Genomic DNA, 18,031 nt, shown 5'->3' with positions numbered 1-18,031 from the left:
AGTTATTATGTTGAAAAAATATAAAGATGATCAAGAATTTTATAGTTTAGTCGGCATAAAGCCACAAACATTTTATAAAATGTTTGAAATTTTAAAAATTGCTGAGTCTAAACAAAAATATTATGGTGGTAGAAAAAATAAAATTGTAATTGAAGAGCGTTTATTAATGACTTTAGAATATTGAAAAGACTATAGTAGTTATAGAGTTATTGCAAAAAGATATAATATTAGTCATACTAGTTGCATTCGTAATATTTTTTGAATTGAAAATATTTTAATAAAAAGCGGAATTTTTAATTTACCTGGAAAAAAAGATTTAACAAAAAATAAAGGTACTAATAATAATTTTTTAGCTATTGATGCTACTGAAACTCCAATTGAAAGAATTAAAAAAAACTAAAATTAATTTTTTCAGGTAAAAAGAAACATCATTCTCTCAAATCCCAAATAATTATTGATATTTCCAATGGAAAAATTATTTCAACTGCTTTTTGTTTTGGAAGCATTCATGATTTTAAATTGCTTCTAAAATCTAAAACTTTTATTCATCCAGAAAAACAAGTTTTTGTTGATTCGGGTTATCAAGGTATACAAAATATTCATAAAAATAAATTTTTGCCATTTAAAAAAAGTAAATACAATCAATTAACACCAATTCAAAAAGAATACAATAAAACTTTAAGTAAAATTAGAATTAAAATTGAACACGTATTTGCTAAACTAAAACGTTTTAAAATTTTAAGTTTAAAATATCGCAATAAAATACGAAGATTTGCATTAAGATTTAATTTAATAGCAGGAATATATAATTTTGAATTACCTTAGTTTTGCACCAAGTCTATTCTTTTATTGCTATTATTGATTCAATACTCAGATACTTATACATTGCGCTAATTCCTTTCTTTTCTTAATTATAGAACTAACACAATTTAATTTTTATATAAGTGTCCTTTTTAATTTTACAATTAAAGAAATAATAATGGTATTTTAAGAAGATATTTACCAAAATCTACAGATCTATCTTCATATAAACAAAAAGATTTAAATTTTATAGCATTTCAAATTAATTCTACACCCAGAAAATCGTTTTAATTTTCACAAAAAATCTTGATATTACTTTTAATTTTAAATTAAAAGTAATATTTTTATATCAGGGGTGATTTTTTGTGACTAATAATGAATTAATTGATGTTTTAAAAAACAAAAAAGATGAAGAATGTATAAAAATTATTAGACATTTTAAAAATAGAATTAAACAAATTGAGAAAAAAGAAAAATTAGATGCAATTGATAAAAAATTTAAAGAAAAAGGAATTCAATGTCCAAATTGTAAATCTTATTGATGTGTAAAAAATGGTTTTAAGAATAATAAGCAAAAATATTTATGCAAAGATTGTAAAAGTAGCTTTGATGCTTTAAGAAATCATTTTTTACATTAGACTTGGTGCAAAACCTTTAATTTTAACAATTTAACGATTATTATTAATATTAAAGGTGATAGTTATTATGTTGAAAAAATATAAAGATGATCAAGAATTTTATAGTTTAGTCGGCATAAAGCCACAAACATTTTATAAAATGCTTGAAATTTTAAAAATTGCTGAGTCTAAACAAAAATATTATGGTGGTAGAAAAAATAAAATTGTAATTGAAGAGCGTTTATTAATGACTTTAGAATATTGAAAAGACTATAGTAGTTATAGAGTTATTGCAAAAAGATATAATATTAGTCATACTAGTTGCATTCGTAATATTTTTTGAATTGAAAATATTTTAATAAAAAGCGTAATTTTTAATTTACCTGGAAAAAAAGATTTAACAAAAAATAAAGGTACTAATAATAATTTGTTAGCTATTGATGCTACTGAAACTCCAATTGAAAGAATTAAAAAAAACTAAAATTACTTTTTTCAGGTAAAAAGAAACATCATTCTCTCAAATCCCAAATAATTATTGATATTTCCGATGGAAAAATTATTTCAACTGCTTTTTGTTTTGGAAGCATTCATGATTTTAAATTGCTTCTAAAATCTAAAACTTTTATTCATCCAGAAAAACAAGTTTTTGTTGATTCGGGTTATCAAGGTATACAAAATATTCATAAAAATACATTTTTGCCATTTTAAAAAAGTAAATACAATCAATTAACACCAATTCAAAAAGAATACAATAAAACTTTAAGTAAAATTAGAATTAAAATTGAACACGTATTTGCTAAACTAAAACGTTTTAAAATTTTAAGTTTAAAATATCGCAATAAAATACGAAGATTTGCATTAAGATTTAATTTAATAGCGGGAATATATAATTTTGAATTACCTTAGTTTTGCACCAAGTCTATTATATTTATTATTGTAAAAATTGTATTAAAAATTAATCAAATTTTTTAAAAAGGTGGTGAATATTATGTTAGGTAGATTTTTTAGAAAAGATAAAAGTAATATTAGTGATAATCAAAATGAAAAAGTAAAATTTTTAACTAATAAAAATAAAAGTACTCATGCTTCAATTTTAAATTATTTTGGTTTTAATGATTTTAATCACGAAACTTATTTCACTGATTTTGTAGCAGAAAATAATGCTAATTTATATAATGCTCCATTAGACATTAATAATGAAACTATTAAACAATATTTAATTAAACAAGAGTTTTATAGAAAAAATTGAAATTCTATTTTTAAATTAAGTAAATTAGGAATTAGTGGTTATTTAATTTTTATTGCTAATGATGACTTATATTTTCAAGTAGTAGATATACAACAAAGAGTTTATGATATTACTGGTAAATTAATTCAATAGACTTGGTGCAAAACTAAGGTAATTCAAAATTATATATTCCTGCTATTAAATTAAATCTTAATGCAAATCTTCGTATTTTATTGCGATATTTTAAACTTAAAATTTTAAAACGTTTTAGTTTAGCAAATACGTGTTCAATTTTAATTCTAATTTTACTTAAAGTTTTATTGTATTCTTTTTGAATTGGTGTTAATTGATTGTATTTACTTTTTTTAAATGGCAAAAATGTATTTTTGTGAATATTTTGTATACCTTGATAACCTGAATCAACAAAAACTTGTTTTTCTGGATGAATAAAAGTTTTAGATTTTAGAAGCAATTTAAAATCATGAATGCTTCCAAAACAAAAAGCAGTTGAAATAATTTTTCCATTGGAAATATCAATAATTATTTGGGATTTGAGAGAATGATGTTTCTTTTTACCTGAAAAAAGTAATTTTAGTTTTTTTTAATTCTTTCAATTGGAGTTTCAGTAGCATCAATAGCTAACAAATTATTATTAGTACCTTTATTTTTTGTTAAATCTTTTTTTCCAGGTAAATTAAAAATTCCGCTTTTTGTTAAAATATTTTCAATTAAAAAAATATTACGAATGCAACTAGTATGACTGATATTATATCTTTTTGCAATAACTCTATAACTACTATAGTCTTTTCAATATTCTAAAGTCATTAATAAACGCTCTTCAATTACAATTTTATTTTTTCTACCACCATAATATTTTTGTTTAGACTCAGCAATTTTTAAAATTTCAAGCATTTTATAAAATGTTTGTGGCTTTATGCCGACTAAACTATAAAATTCTTGATCATCTTTATATTTTTTCAACATAATAACTATCACCTTTAATATTAATAATAATCGTTAAATTGTTAAAATTAAAGGTTTTTCACCAAGTCTAATATAAAAATTATGGATTTTCGATTCGTAAAATAGCAAAAATTGTTGATTATAGTAAATCAACTGTACATAGAGTTTGTAGATTATTAAATAAAAACTTATTGCCATTAGAAATATTGAATCAATTTCAAAAAAATAAACAAAATGCAGGCAGAAAATTAATAATTTTAACCTTAACAGAAATTAATAGTATTAATCATTTGTTAATTACTAAAAAGTATGCTCTTGATATAATTGCTAACTTTTTAAAGGAAAATAAAATAAAAAGTATTTCGACAAAAACTTTATATAACATGTTTAAAACAAATCGAATGGGTTTTGATGAAAATAACTTATTGAGAAAAGGCAAAAATAAATCTCACAAACAAAAAGAAACTAGGGGCAAAATTAATAATTGTAAGTCTATTCATGAAAGAAATTTAATCATTCCTAATATTAAAAATATACAAGAATTTGGTCATTTAGAAGGTGATACTATCATTGGCAAAGATCATAAAAGTTCTATTATTACTTTGGCTGATATATGATCAAAAACCACAATTCCTTTAGTAACTAAAAATCATAAATCAGAAAATATTACGAAAAGTATAATAAAATTTATTTCAAAGTTACAAAAAGGAACAGTTAAAACCATTACTTTTGATCGTGGTAAAGAATTTAGTAAATGAAGATTAATCGAAAAAATTTGTAATGTCAAAATTTATTTTGCAGATCCTGGTAAACCTTGCCAAAGGGGTTTAAATGAAAATAATAATGGTATTTTAAGAAGATATTTACCAAAATCTACAGATCTATCTTCATATAAACAAAAAGATTTAAATTTTATAGCATTTCAAATTAATTCTACACCCAGAAAATCGCTCTCTTATAAAAGACCAATAGATTTAATACAATTATTTTAAAAAACTGTCCCATTTATATTTACAACTCAGGAATATTTTGTATACCTTGATAACCTGAATCAACAAAAACTTGTTTTTCTGGATGAATAAAAGTTTTAGATTTTAGAAGCAATTTAAAATCATGAATGCTTCCAAAACAAAAAGCAGTTGAAATAATTTTTCCATTGGAAATATCAATAATTATTTGGGATTTGAGAGAATGATGTTTCTTTTTACCTGAAAAAATTAATTTTAGTTTTTTTTAATTCTTTCAATTGGAGTTTCAGTAGCATCAATAGCTAACAAATTATTATTAGTACCTTTATTTTTTGTTAAATCTTTTTTTCCAGGTAAATTAAAAATTCCGCTTTTTATTAAAATATTTTCAATTCAAAAAATATTACGAATGCAACTAGTATGACTAATATTATATCTTTTTGCAATAACTCTATAACTACTATAGTCTTTTCAATATTCTAAAGTCATTAATAAACGCTCTTCAATTACAATTTTATTTTTTCTACCACCATAATATTTTTGTTTAGACTCAGCAATTTTTAAAATTTCAAGCATTTTATAAAATGTTTGTGGCTTTATGCCGACTAAACTATAAAATTCTTGATCATCTTTATATTTTTTCAACATAATAACTATCACCTTTAATATTAATAATAATCGTTAAATTGTTAAAATTAAAGGTTTTGCACCAAGTCTTATGCATAATTGATGTTCGGTTTTAGGATAAACTGATTGTATTGCTTCTGACATGCCTGTTAAATTATCACTACAAGCACTAAGAATATCATTTAAGCCTCGATTTTTCATTTCTGTAAAATTAGATAATCAAAATTTAGAACCTTCATTTTAACTAATTCATAAACCTAAAACATCTTTTTTACCTTCTAAATCAACTCCTAGTGCTATATAAACTGATTTGTTAATAATCCGTTTATCTTGTCGTACTTTAACTACTATACAATCAAAATAAACAATCGGATAAATACTTTCTAATGGCCGATTTTGCCATGCTTTGACATCATCAATAACATCATCAGTAATTTGACTAATAACACTTTCACTAATATCTGCACCATGATATAACTCTTGCAACTGCATTCTAATGTCAGATACTGTTATACCTTTTGCATATAGTGAAAGAACTTGTTGATCAAAACCATCAAATCTTCTTTGTCTTTTTGGCACTATTACAGGATTAAAATTACTATTGCGATCTCGTGGTACATCAATTTCAATTTTACCTTCTTGAGTTATTAATTTTTTTGAAGTTATGCCATTACGAGCATTTTCACTATTACTATGTTGATTTTTTTCATATCCTAAATAATTTTGCATTTCAGAATTCAACATTTTTTCCACTAATCTTTTTGTTAATTCTTTATATAAACCTCCTTCTTTAAAAACTGTTGTTAAATCTTCAGTATTTTCTTTTAATTTTCACAAAAAATCTTGATATTACTTTTAATTTTAAATTAAAAGTAATATTTTTATATCAGGGGTGATTTTTTGTGACTAATAATGAATTAATTGATGTTTTAAAAAACAAAAAAGATGAAGAATTTATAAAAATTATTAGACATTTTAAAAATAGAATTAAACAAATTGAGAAAAAAGAAAAATTAGATGCAATTGATAAAAAATTTAAAGAAAAAGGAATTCAATGTCCAAATTGTAAATCTTATTGATGTGTAAAAAATGGTTTTAAGAATAATAAGCAAAAATATTTATGCAAAGATTGTAAAAGTAGCTTTGATGCTTTAAGAAATCATTTTTTACATTGAAGTCATTTATCTCATGAACAATGAGATTGAATAATTTGATTGTCATTGTTAGGTCAATCTGCTTATACTATTTCTCAATTTGCTAAAATTTCAAAAACATCAGCATGATTTAATCGTCAAAAATTTATGAAATCATCACAATTAGCAAAAACACAAAAACCATTCACAAAATTAAAAGGTAGAATTGAAATTGATGAAACTTTTATCAAAGAAATTCATAAATGAAATTTCAAAAATCCAGATGATCCAAGAAAAAAATGAATTGAAGAAAATGCTAAAGATTTAAACTGTTGTATTGAAATGGCAATTGATGAAAATAAAAATATTTATGCTCAAACAACAAATACTAAAAGATTAACAAAAAAATGAGTACAAGAAAATTTAACATCTAAGCTTATCGAAGAAAAATCAATTATAGTTTGTGATATGCAAATACTATATGATACAGTAGCTAAACAAACAAAATGTACTCTCAAGAAATTTAAATCAAAAGAAAATAAAGAATTAAATTATAAAAATTTAAGTAATATCAGTAAAATACAATCAAGTTTAAAAGAATTTATTACTCATTATCATGGCATTGGATTTACCAATATTCAAAATTACCTCAATTTATGAAAATTTAAATACCAACATTATAAAATATCACCTTATGCAAAATCTGAAGCATTATATTTCAGTTTGTAAAAAAAATAAATCCCAAAATTAAATAAAATCAAATTTTAGGCCAGGTTGATGATTTTTTTTTATTTCATCAAGAGTTTTTTTGAAAATTAAAAGTATTTTCTAGTAATAAATCTACTGCTTGTGATATTGGATCATTATTATTAATGTTTTGTTTTTTAACCATTTGTAACTCACTCTTTCTAGTCATTTAATTATATTTACTAGAATTAATTTTTAATTTTCACAAAAAATCTTGATATTACTTTTAATTTTAAATTAAAAGTAATATTTTTATATCAGGGGTGATTTTTTGTGACTAATAATGAATTAATTGATGTTTTAAAAAACAAAAAAGATGAAGAATTTATAAAAATTATTAGACATTTTAAAAATAGAATTAAACAAATTGAGAAAAAAGAAAAATTAGATGCAATTGATAAAAAATTTAAAGAAAAAGGAATTCAATGTCCAAATTGTAAATCTTATTGATGTGTAAAAAATGGTTTTAAGAATAATAAGCAAAAATATTTATGCAAAGATTGTAAAAGTAGCTTTGATGCTTTAAGAAATCATTTTTTACATTGAAGTCATTTATCTCATGAACAATGAGATTGAATAATTTGATTGTCATTGTTAGGTCAATCTGCTTATACTATTTCTCAATTTGCTAAAATTTCAAAAACATCAGCATGATTTAATCGTCAAAAATTTATGAAATCATCACAATTAGCAAAAACACAAAAACCATTCACAAAATTAAAAGGTAGAATTGAAATTGATGAAACTTTTATCAAAGAAATTCATAAAGGAAATTTCAAAAATCCAGATGATCCAAGAAAAAAATGAATTGAAGAAAATGCTAAAGATTTAAACTGTTGTATTGAAATGGCAATTGATGAAAATAAAAATATTTATGCTCAAACAACAAATACTAAAAGATTAACAAAAAAATGAGTACAAGAAAATTTAACATCTAATCTTATCGAAGAAAAATCAATTATAGTTTGTGATATGCAAATACTATATGATACAGTAGCTAAACAAACAAAATGTACTCTCAAGAAATTTAAATCAAAAGAAAATAAAGAATTAAATTATAAAAATTTAAGTAATATCAGTAAAATACAATCAAGTTTAAAAGAATTTATTACTCATTATCATGGCATTGGATTTACCAATATTCAAAATTACCTCAATTTATGAAAATTTAAATACCAACATTATAAAATATCACCTTATGCAAAATCTGAAGCATTATATTTCAGTTTGTAAAAAAAATAAATCCCAAAATTAAATAAAATCAAATTTTAGGCCAGGTTGATGATTTTTTTTATTTCATCAAGAGTTTTTTTGAAAATTAAAAGAATTAATTAAACATAGTTATTTTTGTAAGTTACACAGATTACTAAACATTACCAAAAAGTTAGGTAATATTTTTAAAATAAGTATTACCTAACTTTTTTGTATTTATCAGTAGACTTTTAAAAAAACTATTTATTTTGAAAATAAACTACGACTTTTTGAAGTCTTATTTTGTTTTTCAGATTTTTCTTTTTCTACTTTTTCTTTATTAGCTTTTTCTATATCTTCGCGTGTTAATCTTTTTTCCATATTTGCAACTCTTCGTTTAGCTGATTTATTAAGTTCTTTTTCTACTTTTTCTTTTTCTTCTTTATTCATAACTTTATCTCCTTTTTAGATTATAAAGATATTTGTCTCATCTTTCTACTTGGTGACTTTTCTCTAACATCTTCTCTCACAAGATTATCACTTTTTTTATTATTTTTCAAAATTTCTTCTATTTCATTGGTAAAAGCAACAACTTCTTTCTCAAAAATTCTTAAATCGTGTTCATCAGGTTGAGGTTTTTGATTTTCTTTATTAATTTCACTTGCCACAAAAGTAATCATTTCTAATTTATTTTGTATTGCTCCATTTTGCTCTGCACTTAAATCTTTTTTTGCTGCTTCTACTTGTTCTTGTAATTCATCTTTTCTTTTATAAATATTTTCCAAATTTTGCTGTTTTAATTCTCTTTTATTTTCTTCAAATCTTTGACTTAATTCATTTTGCATATCCATAAAATTTTTATTTTTATTATTATTTCAAATTTGTTGAAAACTATTCAAAATTCTTTGTTGTTTTGCTTCTGGAGGTAAGCTTAAAAATAATTCTTCTTGTTGTTCTCTTTTTAATAATAATCTTTGTTCTTGTAGTTTATTTTCTAGATTTATTTCATTTTTTGATTTTCAATTAGGCAAAAAGAATTTTTTTATTTTTTCTTTATACTTTTCTCATCCTGTAACAACTCCACCAACAATAACTCCAGAAATTAAAGCACATATTGACGGTGCATAAAAAGTTGCTACAACAGGAGCTACTAATGGAGTAACCACTAAACTACTTAAAATACCAATACCAGCCCAAGCAACTACAAATATTATCCCTTTTAATACTTTTCATAAAACTTTTCTTACTTTTTTATTTTTTATATCTACTTGTTCTTCTTTTTGTTTCTCATTAAGGTTATTAATGAAATCAAAAAATGGTATTCTAATAATAGTTGTATCCTTATTTTCTTCTAATTTAATAAAACTTTCATCATTTTTTACTTCATTAGAAAATTGTTCATAACTTAAATGTCTAATTTGTTTAATTACTTGATCTGCTTCAAGATAAATTAGTTGTTGTCAAATTTCTTTTTTTTCATCATCATGAATTTCTAATAATAAAACTGGTTTATTATTAATTTCTATTATTTCATCATAAACAAAATACTCTTTACCTCCCTCTACTATAGAAGTTTCAAATTGAAGATATTTTAGTTCATTATCTTCACCTGATTGATTTTCAAACATAAACGTTTCACCATTATGTCAATTTTCATTATTTTTCTTGAATTTATTAGTGAACTCACTTTCTGCAGTTTTGAATTGTTCTGCGAGAATTGTTTTTATTGGTAAAGCCATTTTGATATCTCCTTTTAATTAAAAAACCCATTTACTTTAAAATAAAGCAATAGGTAAAAAACTTATATGTTTAATATTTACATTTTATCAAATATTATATAATTTACAATATTTTATTTAAATTAGGACGAATTAATATAACGGATAGATTTTCTAACTTCAAACAATAAAAATAGCAAATCTAAATATTTATTAATTAAATTATACCATAAATTTTAAAAATGTTAAAAAATATAATTATAAAATTACATTTAAATAACACAAAAATACTAATCTTAAAATTAGTTTTTTAAAATATTAAATTAGACTTGGTGCAAAACCTTTAATTTTAACAATTTAACGATTATTATTAATATTAAAGGTGATAGTTATTATGTTGAAAAAATATAAAGATGATCAAGAATTTTATAGTTTAGTCGGCATAAAGCCACAAACATTTTATAAAATGCTTGAAATTTTAAAAATTGCTGAGTCTAAACAAAAATATTATGGTGGTAGAAAAAATAAAATTGTAATTGAAGAGCGTTTATTAATGACTTTAGAATATTGAAAAGACTATAGTAGTTATAGAGTTATTGCAAAAAGATATAATATTAGTCATACTAGTTGCATTCGTAATATTTTTTGAATTGAAAATATTTTAATAAAAAGCGGAATTTTTAATTTACCTGGAAAAAAAGATTTAACAAAAAATAAAGGTACTAATAATAATTTGTTAGCTATTGATGCTACTGAAACTCCAATTGAAAGAATTAAAAAAGGAAATTATCCCCACATGTACTAGTGTGGAGGAAAAAATGAATTGAAATGAATTCAATAGCATATTTCAAACTGAAAACGATTGTTTGAAATATATAGCGAAGTTGAAAATAATGAAATGCATCAGGTGTGCTTCTTCTAGTTTGAATACTTCTGATTTGAGAAGAATACGATGTTTGAACTGTAACCAAACATTTAGTATTCTTTATGGAACCATTTTTTATAAGTCACAGACCCAAATGACATCTTGGTTTTATCTCATCTTTAGATGAATAAACACAAAGCATGGCATACCAGCAACCGATGTTGCAAGGGAATTGGGTGTGACCTATAAAACAGCTTGAAGAATGTGTCATGAAATCAGGACTAGAATTGGAAATCAAGATGCAGGTTTCATTGTTGATGGCACAGCACAGATGGATGAAATGTATCTTTCACATTTAGGTTTTAAAAAACAAGGAAGATCCTTGTTGAATATTGTGAAGGTGCTGAAAAATGCAGATGAAAAAAAACCTTTTAAGATTTGCATTGAAACACATTTTTATTTTAATTTTCAAAAAAACTCTTGATGAAATAAAAAAAATCATCAACCTGGCCTAAAATTTGATTTTATTTAATTTTGGGATTTATTTTTTTTACAAACTGAAATATAATGCTTCAGATTTTGCATAAGGTGATATTTTATAATGTTGGTATTTAAATTTTCATAAATTGAGGTAATTTTGAATATTGGTAAATCCAATGCCATGATAATGAGTAATAAATTCTTTTAAACTTGATTGTATTTTACTGATATTACTTAAATTTTTATAATAGACTTGGTGCAAAACTAAGGTAATTCAAAATTATATATTCCTGCTATTAAATTAAATCTTAATGCAAATCTTCGTATTTTATTGCGATATTTTAAACTTAAAATTTTAAAACGTTTTAGTTTAGCAAATACGTGTTCAATTTTAATTCTAATTTTACTTAAAGTTTTATTAGACTTGGTGCAAAACCTTTAATTTTAACAATTTAACGATTATTATTAATATTAAAGGTGATAGTTATTATGTTGAAAAAATATAAAGATGATCAAGAATTTTATAGTTTAGTCGGCATAAAGACACAAACATTTTATAAAATGCTTGAAATTTTAAAAATTGCTGAGTCTAAACAAAATATTATGGTGGTAGAAAAAATAAAATTGTAATTGAAGAGCGTTTATTAATGACTTTAGAATATTGAAAAGACTATAGTGGTTATAGAGTTATTGCAAAAAGATATAATATTAGTCATACTAGTTGCATTCGTAATATTTTTTGAATTGAAAATATTTTAATAAAAAGCGGAATTTTTAATTTACCTGGAAAAAAAGATTTAACAAAAAATAAAGGTACTAATAATAATTTGTTAGCTATTGATGCTACTGAAACTCCAATTGAAAGAATTAAAAAAAACTAAAATTACTTTTTTCAGGTAAAAAGAAACATCATTCTCTCAAATCCCAAATAATTATTGATATTTCCAATGGAAAAATTATTTCAACTGCTTTTTGTTTTGGAAGCATTAATGATTTTAAATTGCTTCTAAAATCTAAAAATTTTATTCATCCAGAAAAACAAGTTTTTGTTGATTCAGGTTATCAAGGTATACAAAATATTCACAAAAATACATGTTTGCCATTTAAAAAAAGTAAATACAATCAATTAACACCAATTCAAAAAGAATACAATAAAACTTTAAGTAAAATTAGAATTAAAATTGAACACGTATTTGCTAAACTAAAACGTTTTAAAATTTTAAGTTTAAAATATCGCAATAAAATACGAAGATTTGCATTAAGATTTAATTTAATAGCAGGAATATATAATTTTGAATTACCTTAGTTTTGCACCAAGTCTAATTTAATTCTTTATTTTCTTTTGATTTAAATTTCTTGAGAGTACATTTTGTTTGTTTAGCTACTGTATCATATAGTATTTGCATATCACAAACTATAATTGATTTTTCTTCGATAAGCTTAGATGTTAAATTTTCTTGTACTCATTTTTTTGTTAATCTTTTAGTATTTGTTGTTTGAGCATAAATATTTTTATTTTCATCAATTGCCATTTCAATACAACAGTTTAAATCTTTAGCATTTTCTTCAATTCATTTTTTTCTTGGATCATCTGTATTTTTGAAATTTCCTTTATGAATTTCTTTGATAAAAGTTTCATCAATTTCAATTCTACCTTTTAATTTTGTGAATGGTTTTTGTTTTTTTGCTAATTGTGATGATTTCATAAATTTTTGACGATTAAATCATGCTGATGTTTTTGAAATTTTAGCAAATTGAGAAATAGTATAAGCAGATTGACCTAACAATGACAATCAAATTATTCAATCTCATTGTTCATGAGATAAATGACTTCGATGTAAAAAATGATTTCTTAAAGCATCAAAGCTACTTTTACAATCTTTGCATAAATATTTTTGCTTATTATTCTTAAAACCATTTTTTACACATCAATAAGATTTACAATTTGGACATTGAATTCCTTTTTCTTTAAATTTTTTATCAATTGCATCTAATTTTTCTTTTTTCTCAATTTGTTTAATTCTATTTTTAAAATGTCTAATAATTTTTATAAATTCTTCATCTTTTTTGTTTTTTAAAACATCAATTAATTCATTATTAGTCACAAAAAATCACCCCTGATATAAAAATATTACTTTTAATTTTAAATTAAAAGTAATATCAAGATTTTTTGTGAAAATTAAAACATTTTTACTGAGTGCTGTCTATTTACGGATTCTTGGAAGGGATATGTAAGTTTCAAAAACTTCTTTTAATTTTCAAAAAAACTCTTGATGAAATAAAAAAAATCATCATCCTGGCCTAAAATTTGATTTTATTTAATTTTGGGATTTATTTTTTTTACAAACTGAAATATAATGCTTCAGATTTTGCATAAGGTGATATTTTATAATGTTTGTATTTAAATTTTCATAAATTGAGGTAATTTTGAATATTGGTAAATCCAATGCCATGATAATGAGTAATAAATTCTTTTAAACTTGATTGTATTTTACTGATATTACTTAAATTTTTATAATTTAATTCTTTATTTTCTTTTGATTTAAATTTCTTGAGAGTACATTTTGTTTGTTTAGCTACTGTATCATATAGTATTTGCATATCACAAACTATAATTGATTTTTCTTCGATAAGCTTAGATGTTAAATTTTCTTGTACTCATTTTTTTGTTAATCTTTTAGTATTTGTTGTTTGAGCATAAATATTTTTATTTTCATCAATTGCCATTTCAATACAACAGTTTAAATCTTTAGCATTTTCTTCAATTCATTTTTTTCTTGGATCATCTGGATTTTTGAAATTTCCTTTATGAATTTCTTTGATAAAAGTTTCATCAATTTCAATTCTACCTTTTAATTTTGTGAATGGTTTTTGTGTTTTTGCTAATTGTGATGATTTCATAAATTTTTGACGATTAAATCATGCTGATGTTTTTGAAATTTTAGCAAATTGAGAAATAGTATAAGCAGATTGACCTAACAATGACAATCAAATTATTCAATCTCATTGTTCATGAGATAAATGACTTCAATGTAAAAAATGATTTCTTAAAGCATCAAAGCTACTTTTACAATCTTTGCATAAATATTTTTGCTTATTATTCTTAAAACCATTTTTTACACATCAATAAGATTTACAATTTGGACATTGAATTCCTTTTTCTTTAAATTTTTTATCAATTGCATCTAATTTTTCTTTTTTCTCAATTTGTTTAATTCTATTTTTAAAATGTCTAATAATTTTTATAAATTCTTCATCTTTTTTGTTTTTTAAAACATCAATTAATTCATTATTAGTCACAAAAAATCACCCCTGATATAAAAATATTACTTTTAATTTTAAATTAAAAGTAATATCAAGATTTTTTGTGAAAATTAAAAAAAACTTCTATCCCAAACATGAAATCGTAAATCATGAAGTTGGGTATGTGTCACCAACAGGTGTAAACACAAACCAGATTGAATCAGCATGAAAGCACATCCGACGAACTTTCCGAACACACATAAGAGTTTCAAAGCACAATATTCATTTATATGCAAAAGAATCAACATATAAATTCAATAACATACCTAGTTTTGAAACTGTAATTTTGTGTTTGATTTAAATACATGCGGGGATAATTTCCTAGGTAGGCTTTTATCTCCATTTATGTGATAAAATTTAAAAATAGTACATAAAGGGATAAAAGCCTTAAAAAAAACTAAAATTACTTTTTTCAGGTAAAAAGAAACATCATTCTCTCAAATCCCAAATAATTATTGATATTTCCAATGGAAAAATTATTTCAACTGCTTTTTGTTTTGGAAGCATTCATGATTTTAAATTGCTTCTAAAATCTAAAACTTTTATTCATCCAGAAAAACAAGTTTTTGTTGATTCAGGTTATCAAGGTATACAAAATATTCATAAAAATACATTTTTGCCATTTAAAAAAAGTAAATACAATCAATTAACACCAATTCAAAAAGAATACAATAAAACTTTAAGTAAAATTAGAATTAAAATTGAACACGTATTTGCTAAACTAAAACGTTTTAAAATTTTAAGTTTAAAATATCGCAATAAAATACGAAGATTTGCATTAAGATTTAATTTAATAGCAGGAATATATAATTTTGAATTACCTTAGTTTTGCACCAAGTCTATTGTATTATTTTAAGCACTATTAATATAATTTCTACTATTTAAATAATTGGCTCTAGCCATTAATATATTAATTAACGTTTGATAAGCATATATTTTTGCACCTTTAGTTTGAGATTTAACTAAATGTTGAATATCAATTTCAGCACTACAACCTATATTTCAATCAGCAGGTTGATTAATAACACCTTCTTTATTATTTTCAAAAATTATTAAAGTTTCTTTATTTACTTTAGTTTCAATTAAAAATGCTATTAATTCATCATATTGACCATTACAAAAATATTTTCAAGACTTTAAAAATTTTTTTTAAATTTTCTGGATTAACTTTATTTTTTCTTTTATCAGGTTTATATGCTGTTCATAAATAATAAAAAACATGATATTTATCCAATACATAATAAGCACCCAAATATTTTGATAAATTACCTGAGTTGTAAATATAAATGGGACAGTTTTTTAAAATAATTGTATTAAATCTATTGGTCTTTTATAAGATAGCGATTTTCTGGGTGTAGAATTAATTTGAAATGCTATAAAATTTAAATCTTTTTGTTTATATGAAGATAGATCTGTAGATTTTGGTAAATATCTTCTTAAAATACCATTATTATTTTCATTTAAACCCCTTTGGCAAGGTTTACCAGGATCTGCAAAATAAATTTTGACATTACAAATTTTTTCGATTAATCTTCATTTACTAAATTCTTTACCACGATCAAAAGTAATGGTTTTAACTGTTCCTTTTTGTAACTTTGAAATAAATTTTATTATACTTTTTGTAATATTTTCTGATTTATGATTTTTAGTTACTTTAATTGTAAAATTAAAAAGGACACTTATATAAAAATTAAATTGTGTTAGTTCTATAATTAAGAAAAGAAAGGAATTAGCGCAATGTATAAGTATCTGAGTATTGAATCAATAATAGCAATAAAAGAATATAAAAATTATGGATTTTCGATTCTTAAAATAGCAAAAATTGTTGATTATAGTAAATCAACTGTACATAGAGTTTGTAGATTATTAAATAAAAACTTATTGCCATTAGAAATATTGAATCAATTTCAAAAAAATAAACAAAATGCAGGCAGAAAATTAATAATTTTAACTTTAACAGAAATTAATAGTATTAATCATTTGTTAATTACTAAAAAGTATGCTCTTGATATAATTGCTAACTTTTTAAAGGAAAATAAAATAAAAAGTATTTCAACAAAAACTTTATATAACATGTTTAAAACAAATCGAATGGGTTTTGATGAAAATAACTTATTGAGAAAAGGCAAAAATAAATCTCACAAACAAAAAGAAACTAGGGGCAAAATTAATAATTGTAAGTCTATTCATGAAAGAAATTTAATCATTCCTAATATTAAAAATATACAAGAATTTGGTCATTTAGAAGGTGATACTATCATTGGCAAAGATCATAAAAGTTCTATTATTACTTTGGCTGATATACGATCAAAAACCACAATTCCTTTAGTAACTAAAAATCATAAATCAGAAAATATTACGAAAAGTATAATAAAATTTATTTCAAAGTTACAAAAAGGAACAGTTAAAACCATTACTTTTGATCGTGGTAAAGAATTTAGTAAATGAAGATTAATCGAAAAAATTTGTAATGTCAAAATTTATTTTGCAGATCCTGGTAAACCTTGCCAAAGGGGTTTAAATGAAAATAATAATGGTATTTTAAGAAGATATTTACCAAAATCTACAGATCTATCTTCATATAAACAAAAAGATTTAAATTTTATAGCATTTCAAATTAATTCTACACCCAGAAAATCGCTCTCTTATAAAAGACCAATAGATTTAATACAATTATTTTAAAAAACTGTCCCATTTATATTTACAACTCAGGTAAAATTATGATTTATTAACTCAAAAGTAAGGATGTTATTTTTTTAATTATTGTGCTTAAAAATTGAAAATATGTTATACTAACATCATAATAAACTAAATTATTAAAGACCATTAGGTTCGACTTATTCTTTTTTATTAGATAAGTGGAACCTAATTATTTTTAAATAAAAAAGGATGTGAAAATTATGTCAGCACAACAACAGCAACAACAGCAACAACCAAGTAAAGAAATTTTTGATAAATTACAAGGTGAAAAAAATAAAAAAGAAAAAGCAACTTCTTCTGGTGGTGGTAGTAGAAATTGAATTGTAAAATTTGCAAAAGATGTCGCTTATATTTCTTTTTTTCCATACATATGATTAAAAAAACTTTTAGTTTCACTATTTAATAATCGAACTAAAAAGCCTAAACTAAATCAATCAGTTAATATTATTAAAAATAAAGATAATGTTAATCAAAAAAATAATGTTTCTACAAATAGTAATGGACAAGTTAGTTTTAAAGAAGTAGATGCACTAGATCCAGAAAATGAATCAGTAGCAGAAACAACAGCAGAAGCACTAAAATTAAATGGTAATACTACTAATCCATTCCAAAATGTTGCACATAGTTGTAATCGTGAAGAAATTCCAGTAGTTTCAACAACAAATTCTGGAAAAAAATTAACTACTTAAA

The 18,031-nt window shown here is 22.7% G+C and carries 26 protein-coding genes and 6 pseudogenes; 20 read left to right on the top strand and 12 right to left on the bottom strand.

Translation table 4 applies throughout. The annotated features are described in order from the left end of the window. Nucleotides 1–7 precede the first annotated feature (7 nt). From AAHM78_RS06540 to AAHM78_RS06515, 8 genes and pseudogenes are all read left to right on the top strand, one after another. Nucleotides 8–400: a transposase family protein gene (locus tag AAHM78_RS06540; protein ID WP_342253674.1), complete on the top strand. Its 393-nt coding sequence runs from the start codon at nt 8–10 to the stop codon at nt 398–400. A 50-nt stretch (nt 401–450) separates the two neighbouring features. Continuing rightward, a complete protein-coding gene (locus AAHM78_RS06535; RefSeq protein WP_342255073.1) occupies nt 451–825 on the top strand; it encodes a transposase family protein in 375 nt (124 codons plus the stop codon). Between the two features lie 147 nt (nt 826–972). Continuing rightward, nucleotides 973–1,092, top strand: a pseudogene (locus AAHM78_RS16850) (IS30 family transposase); the annotation flags it as partial. Nucleotides 1,093–1,166: 74 nt separating this feature from the next. Next, nucleotides 1,167–1,439 (top strand): IS1/IS1595 family N-terminal zinc-binding domain-containing protein, encoded by a 273-nt coding sequence (locus tag AAHM78_RS06530; RefSeq protein WP_342254747.1) that lies wholly within the window; start codon nt 1,167–1,169, stop codon nt 1,437–1,439. Between the two features lie 67 nt (nt 1,440–1,506). Next, the gene (locus AAHM78_RS06525) at nt 1,507–1,899 is read left to right on the top strand and encodes a transposase family protein (protein ID WP_342254746.1); all 393 of its coding nucleotides are present in this window, start codon (nt 1,507–1,509) and stop codon (nt 1,897–1,899) included. A gap of 50 nt (nt 1,900–1,949) precedes the next feature. Further along, a complete protein-coding gene (locus AAHM78_RS06520; protein WP_342255040.1) occupies nt 1,950–2,126 on the top strand; it encodes a hypothetical protein in 177 nt (58 codons plus the stop codon). Nucleotides 2,127–2,141: 15 nt separating this feature from the next. Further along, a pseudogene (locus AAHM78_RS16845) lies at nt 2,142–2,324 on the top strand (transposase family protein); the annotation flags it as partial. Between the two features lie 82 nt (nt 2,325–2,406). Continuing rightward, nucleotides 2,407–2,799, top strand: coding sequence for a hypothetical protein (locus AAHM78_RS06515; protein ID WP_342254745.1), 393 nt, complete (start codon nt 2,407–2,409; stop codon nt 2,797–2,799). 13 nt (nt 2,800–2,812) lie between these two features. Here AAHM78_RS06515 and AAHM78_RS06510 read toward each other — a convergent pair whose 3' ends face one another. Further along, complete coding sequence (locus tag AAHM78_RS06510; protein ID WP_342254958.1) at nt 2,813–3,178, bottom strand: transposase family protein; 366 nt, start codon at nt 3,176–3,178, stop codon at nt 2,813–2,815. Nucleotides 3,179–3,237: 59 nt separating this feature from the next. Beyond that, the gene (locus AAHM78_RS06505; protein WP_342252820.1) at nt 3,238–3,630 is read right to left on the bottom strand and encodes a transposase family protein; all 393 of its coding nucleotides are present in this window, start codon (nt 3,628–3,630) and stop codon (nt 3,238–3,240) included. Between the two features lie 71 nt (nt 3,631–3,701). Here AAHM78_RS06505 and AAHM78_RS06500 point away from each other — a divergent pair. Further along, nucleotides 3,702–4,601: pseudogene (locus AAHM78_RS06500) on the top strand (IS30 family transposase); the annotation flags it as partial. Between the two features lie 19 nt (nt 4,602–4,620). Here AAHM78_RS06500 and AAHM78_RS06495 read toward each other — a convergent pair. From AAHM78_RS06495 to AAHM78_RS06485, 3 genes and pseudogenes are all read right to left on the bottom strand, one after another. After that, nucleotides 4,621–4,773 (bottom strand): hypothetical protein, encoded by a 153-nt coding sequence (locus AAHM78_RS06495; RefSeq protein ID WP_342255071.1) that lies wholly within the window; start codon nt 4,771–4,773, stop codon nt 4,621–4,623. Nucleotides 4,774–4,832: 59 nt separating this feature from the next. Further along, a complete protein-coding gene (locus AAHM78_RS06490; RefSeq protein WP_342252835.1) occupies nt 4,833–5,225 on the bottom strand; it encodes a transposase family protein in 393 nt (130 codons plus the stop codon). 69 nt (nt 5,226–5,294) lie between these two features. Then, nucleotides 5,295–6,032, bottom strand: a pseudogene (locus AAHM78_RS06485) (IS256 family transposase); the annotation flags it as partial. A gap of 74 nt (nt 6,033–6,106) precedes the next feature. Between AAHM78_RS06485 and AAHM78_RS06480 the strand changes: the two are divergent. Then, nucleotides 6,107–7,066 carry an IS1/IS1595 family N-terminal zinc-binding domain-containing protein gene (locus AAHM78_RS06480; RefSeq protein WP_342254744.1) on the top strand — a complete coding sequence of 320 codons (960 nt, stop codon included), beginning with the start codon at nt 6,107–6,109 and terminating at the stop codon, nt 7,064–7,066. 291 nt (nt 7,067–7,357) lie between these two features. Then, complete coding sequence (locus AAHM78_RS06475; RefSeq protein ID WP_342252992.1) at nt 7,358–8,317, top strand: IS1595 family transposase; 960 nt, start codon at nt 7,358–7,360, stop codon at nt 8,315–8,317. 222 nt (nt 8,318–8,539) lie between these two features. Here the strand turns inward: AAHM78_RS06475 and AAHM78_RS06470 are convergent, their stop codons facing one another. Both AAHM78_RS06470 and AAHM78_RS06465 read right to left on the bottom strand, forming a co-directional pair. Next, nucleotides 8,540–8,725, bottom strand: coding sequence for a hypothetical protein (locus AAHM78_RS06470; RefSeq protein ID WP_342254743.1), 186 nt, complete (start codon nt 8,723–8,725; stop codon nt 8,540–8,542). Between the two features lie 20 nt (nt 8,726–8,745). Continuing rightward, nucleotides 8,746–10,014, bottom strand: coding sequence for a DUF1360 domain-containing protein (locus AAHM78_RS06465; protein WP_342254742.1), 1,269 nt, complete (start codon nt 10,012–10,014; stop codon nt 8,746–8,748). 373 nt (nt 10,015–10,387) lie between these two features. Between AAHM78_RS06465 and AAHM78_RS06460 the strand changes: the two genes are divergently transcribed. Together AAHM78_RS06460 and AAHM78_RS06455 are read left to right on the top strand one after the other, a co-directional pair. Next, entirely contained in the window at nt 10,388–10,798 is a 411-nt protein-coding gene (locus AAHM78_RS06460; RefSeq protein ID WP_342253030.1) for a transposase family protein, read from the top strand. Nucleotides 10,799–10,916: 118 nt separating this feature from the next. Further along, on the top strand, nt 10,917–11,390 hold the full coding sequence (locus tag AAHM78_RS06455) for a hypothetical protein (protein WP_342254741.1): 474 nt from the start codon (nt 10,917–10,919) through the stop codon (nt 11,388–11,390). Between the two features lie 18 nt (nt 11,391–11,408). On the opposite strand, the gene AAHM78_RS06450 is transcribed toward AAHM78_RS06455, so the two are convergent. Together AAHM78_RS06450 and AAHM78_RS06445 are read right to left on the bottom strand one after the other, a co-directional pair. Then, complete coding sequence (locus AAHM78_RS06450; RefSeq protein WP_342253137.1) at nt 11,409–11,600, bottom strand: hypothetical protein; 192 nt, start codon at nt 11,598–11,600, stop codon at nt 11,409–11,411. 2 nt (nt 11,601–11,602) lie between these two features. Then, a pseudogene (locus AAHM78_RS06445) lies at nt 11,603–11,752 on the bottom strand (transposase); the annotation flags it as partial. 75 nt (nt 11,753–11,827) lie between these two features. Between AAHM78_RS06445 and AAHM78_RS06440 the strand changes: the two are divergent. From AAHM78_RS06440 to AAHM78_RS06430, 3 genes are read left to right on the top strand one after another with little or no spacing between them, the layout of a single operon-like run. Then, nucleotides 11,828–11,968: a hypothetical protein gene (locus AAHM78_RS06440; protein WP_342252928.1), complete on the top strand. Its 141-nt coding sequence runs from the start codon at nt 11,828–11,830 to the stop codon at nt 11,966–11,968. Nucleotides 11,969–11,985: 17 nt separating this feature from the next. Then, the gene (locus AAHM78_RS06435) at nt 11,986–12,219 is read left to right on the top strand and encodes a transposase family protein (protein WP_342253991.1); all 234 of its coding nucleotides are present in this window, start codon (nt 11,986–11,988) and stop codon (nt 12,217–12,219) included. Between the two features lie 50 nt (nt 12,220–12,269). Beyond that, nucleotides 12,270–12,644 (top strand): transposase family protein, encoded by a 375-nt coding sequence (locus tag AAHM78_RS06430; RefSeq protein ID WP_342255070.1) that lies wholly within the window; start codon nt 12,270–12,272, stop codon nt 12,642–12,644. Nucleotides 12,645–12,657: 13 nt separating this feature from the next. On the opposite strand, the gene AAHM78_RS06425 is transcribed toward AAHM78_RS06430, so the two are convergent. Together AAHM78_RS06425 and AAHM78_RS06420 are read right to left on the bottom strand one after the other, a co-directional pair. Next, nucleotides 12,658–13,443 (bottom strand): IS1/IS1595 family N-terminal zinc-binding domain-containing protein, encoded by a 786-nt coding sequence (locus AAHM78_RS06425; protein ID WP_342254740.1) that lies wholly within the window; start codon nt 13,441–13,443, stop codon nt 12,658–12,660. A gap of 235 nt (nt 13,444–13,678) precedes the next feature. Further along, nucleotides 13,679–14,638 (bottom strand): IS1595 family transposase, encoded by a 960-nt coding sequence (locus AAHM78_RS06420; protein ID WP_342254432.1) that lies wholly within the window; start codon nt 14,636–14,638, stop codon nt 13,679–13,681. 67 nt (nt 14,639–14,705) lie between these two features. Here AAHM78_RS06420 and AAHM78_RS06415 point away from each other — a divergent pair, with 67 nt between their 5' ends. After that, the gene (locus AAHM78_RS06415) at nt 14,706–14,942 is read left to right on the top strand and encodes a transposase (protein ID WP_342254739.1); all 237 of its coding nucleotides are present in this window, start codon (nt 14,706–14,708) and stop codon (nt 14,940–14,942) included. Between the two features lie 150 nt (nt 14,943–15,092). Then, the gene (locus tag AAHM78_RS06410; protein WP_342254611.1) at nt 15,093–15,467 is read left to right on the top strand and encodes a transposase family protein; all 375 of its coding nucleotides are present in this window, start codon (nt 15,093–15,095) and stop codon (nt 15,465–15,467) included. Between the two features lie 473 nt (nt 15,468–15,940). Here AAHM78_RS06410 and AAHM78_RS16840 read toward each other — a convergent pair. Next, a pseudogene (locus AAHM78_RS16840) lies at nt 15,941–16,291 on the bottom strand (IS30 family transposase); the annotation flags it as partial. Nucleotides 16,292–16,378: 87 nt separating this feature from the next. On the opposite strand from AAHM78_RS16840, the gene AAHM78_RS06405 reads away from it, so the two are divergent. Continuing rightward, nucleotides 16,379–17,323 carry an IS30 family transposase gene (locus AAHM78_RS06405; RefSeq protein WP_342254738.1) on the top strand — a complete coding sequence of 315 codons (945 nt, stop codon included), beginning with the start codon at nt 16,379–16,381 and terminating at the stop codon, nt 17,321–17,323. A gap of 218 nt (nt 17,324–17,541) precedes the next feature. Beyond that, nucleotides 17,542–18,030: a hypothetical protein gene (locus AAHM78_RS06400; protein WP_342254737.1), complete on the top strand. Its 489-nt coding sequence runs from the start codon at nt 17,542–17,544 to the stop codon at nt 18,028–18,030. The last annotated feature ends 1 nt before the right edge of the window (nt 18,031 follow it).

Origin of the sequence: Spiroplasma endosymbiont of Zeiraphera isertana (assembly GCF_964030805.1) — a bacterium.
GTDB lineage: Bacteria > Bacillota_I > Bacilli_A > Mycoplasmatales > VBWQ01 > Spiroplasma_E.
Note: the sequence above shows the minus strand (reverse complement) of the source record. Positions and strands in the feature narration are given on the sequence as shown.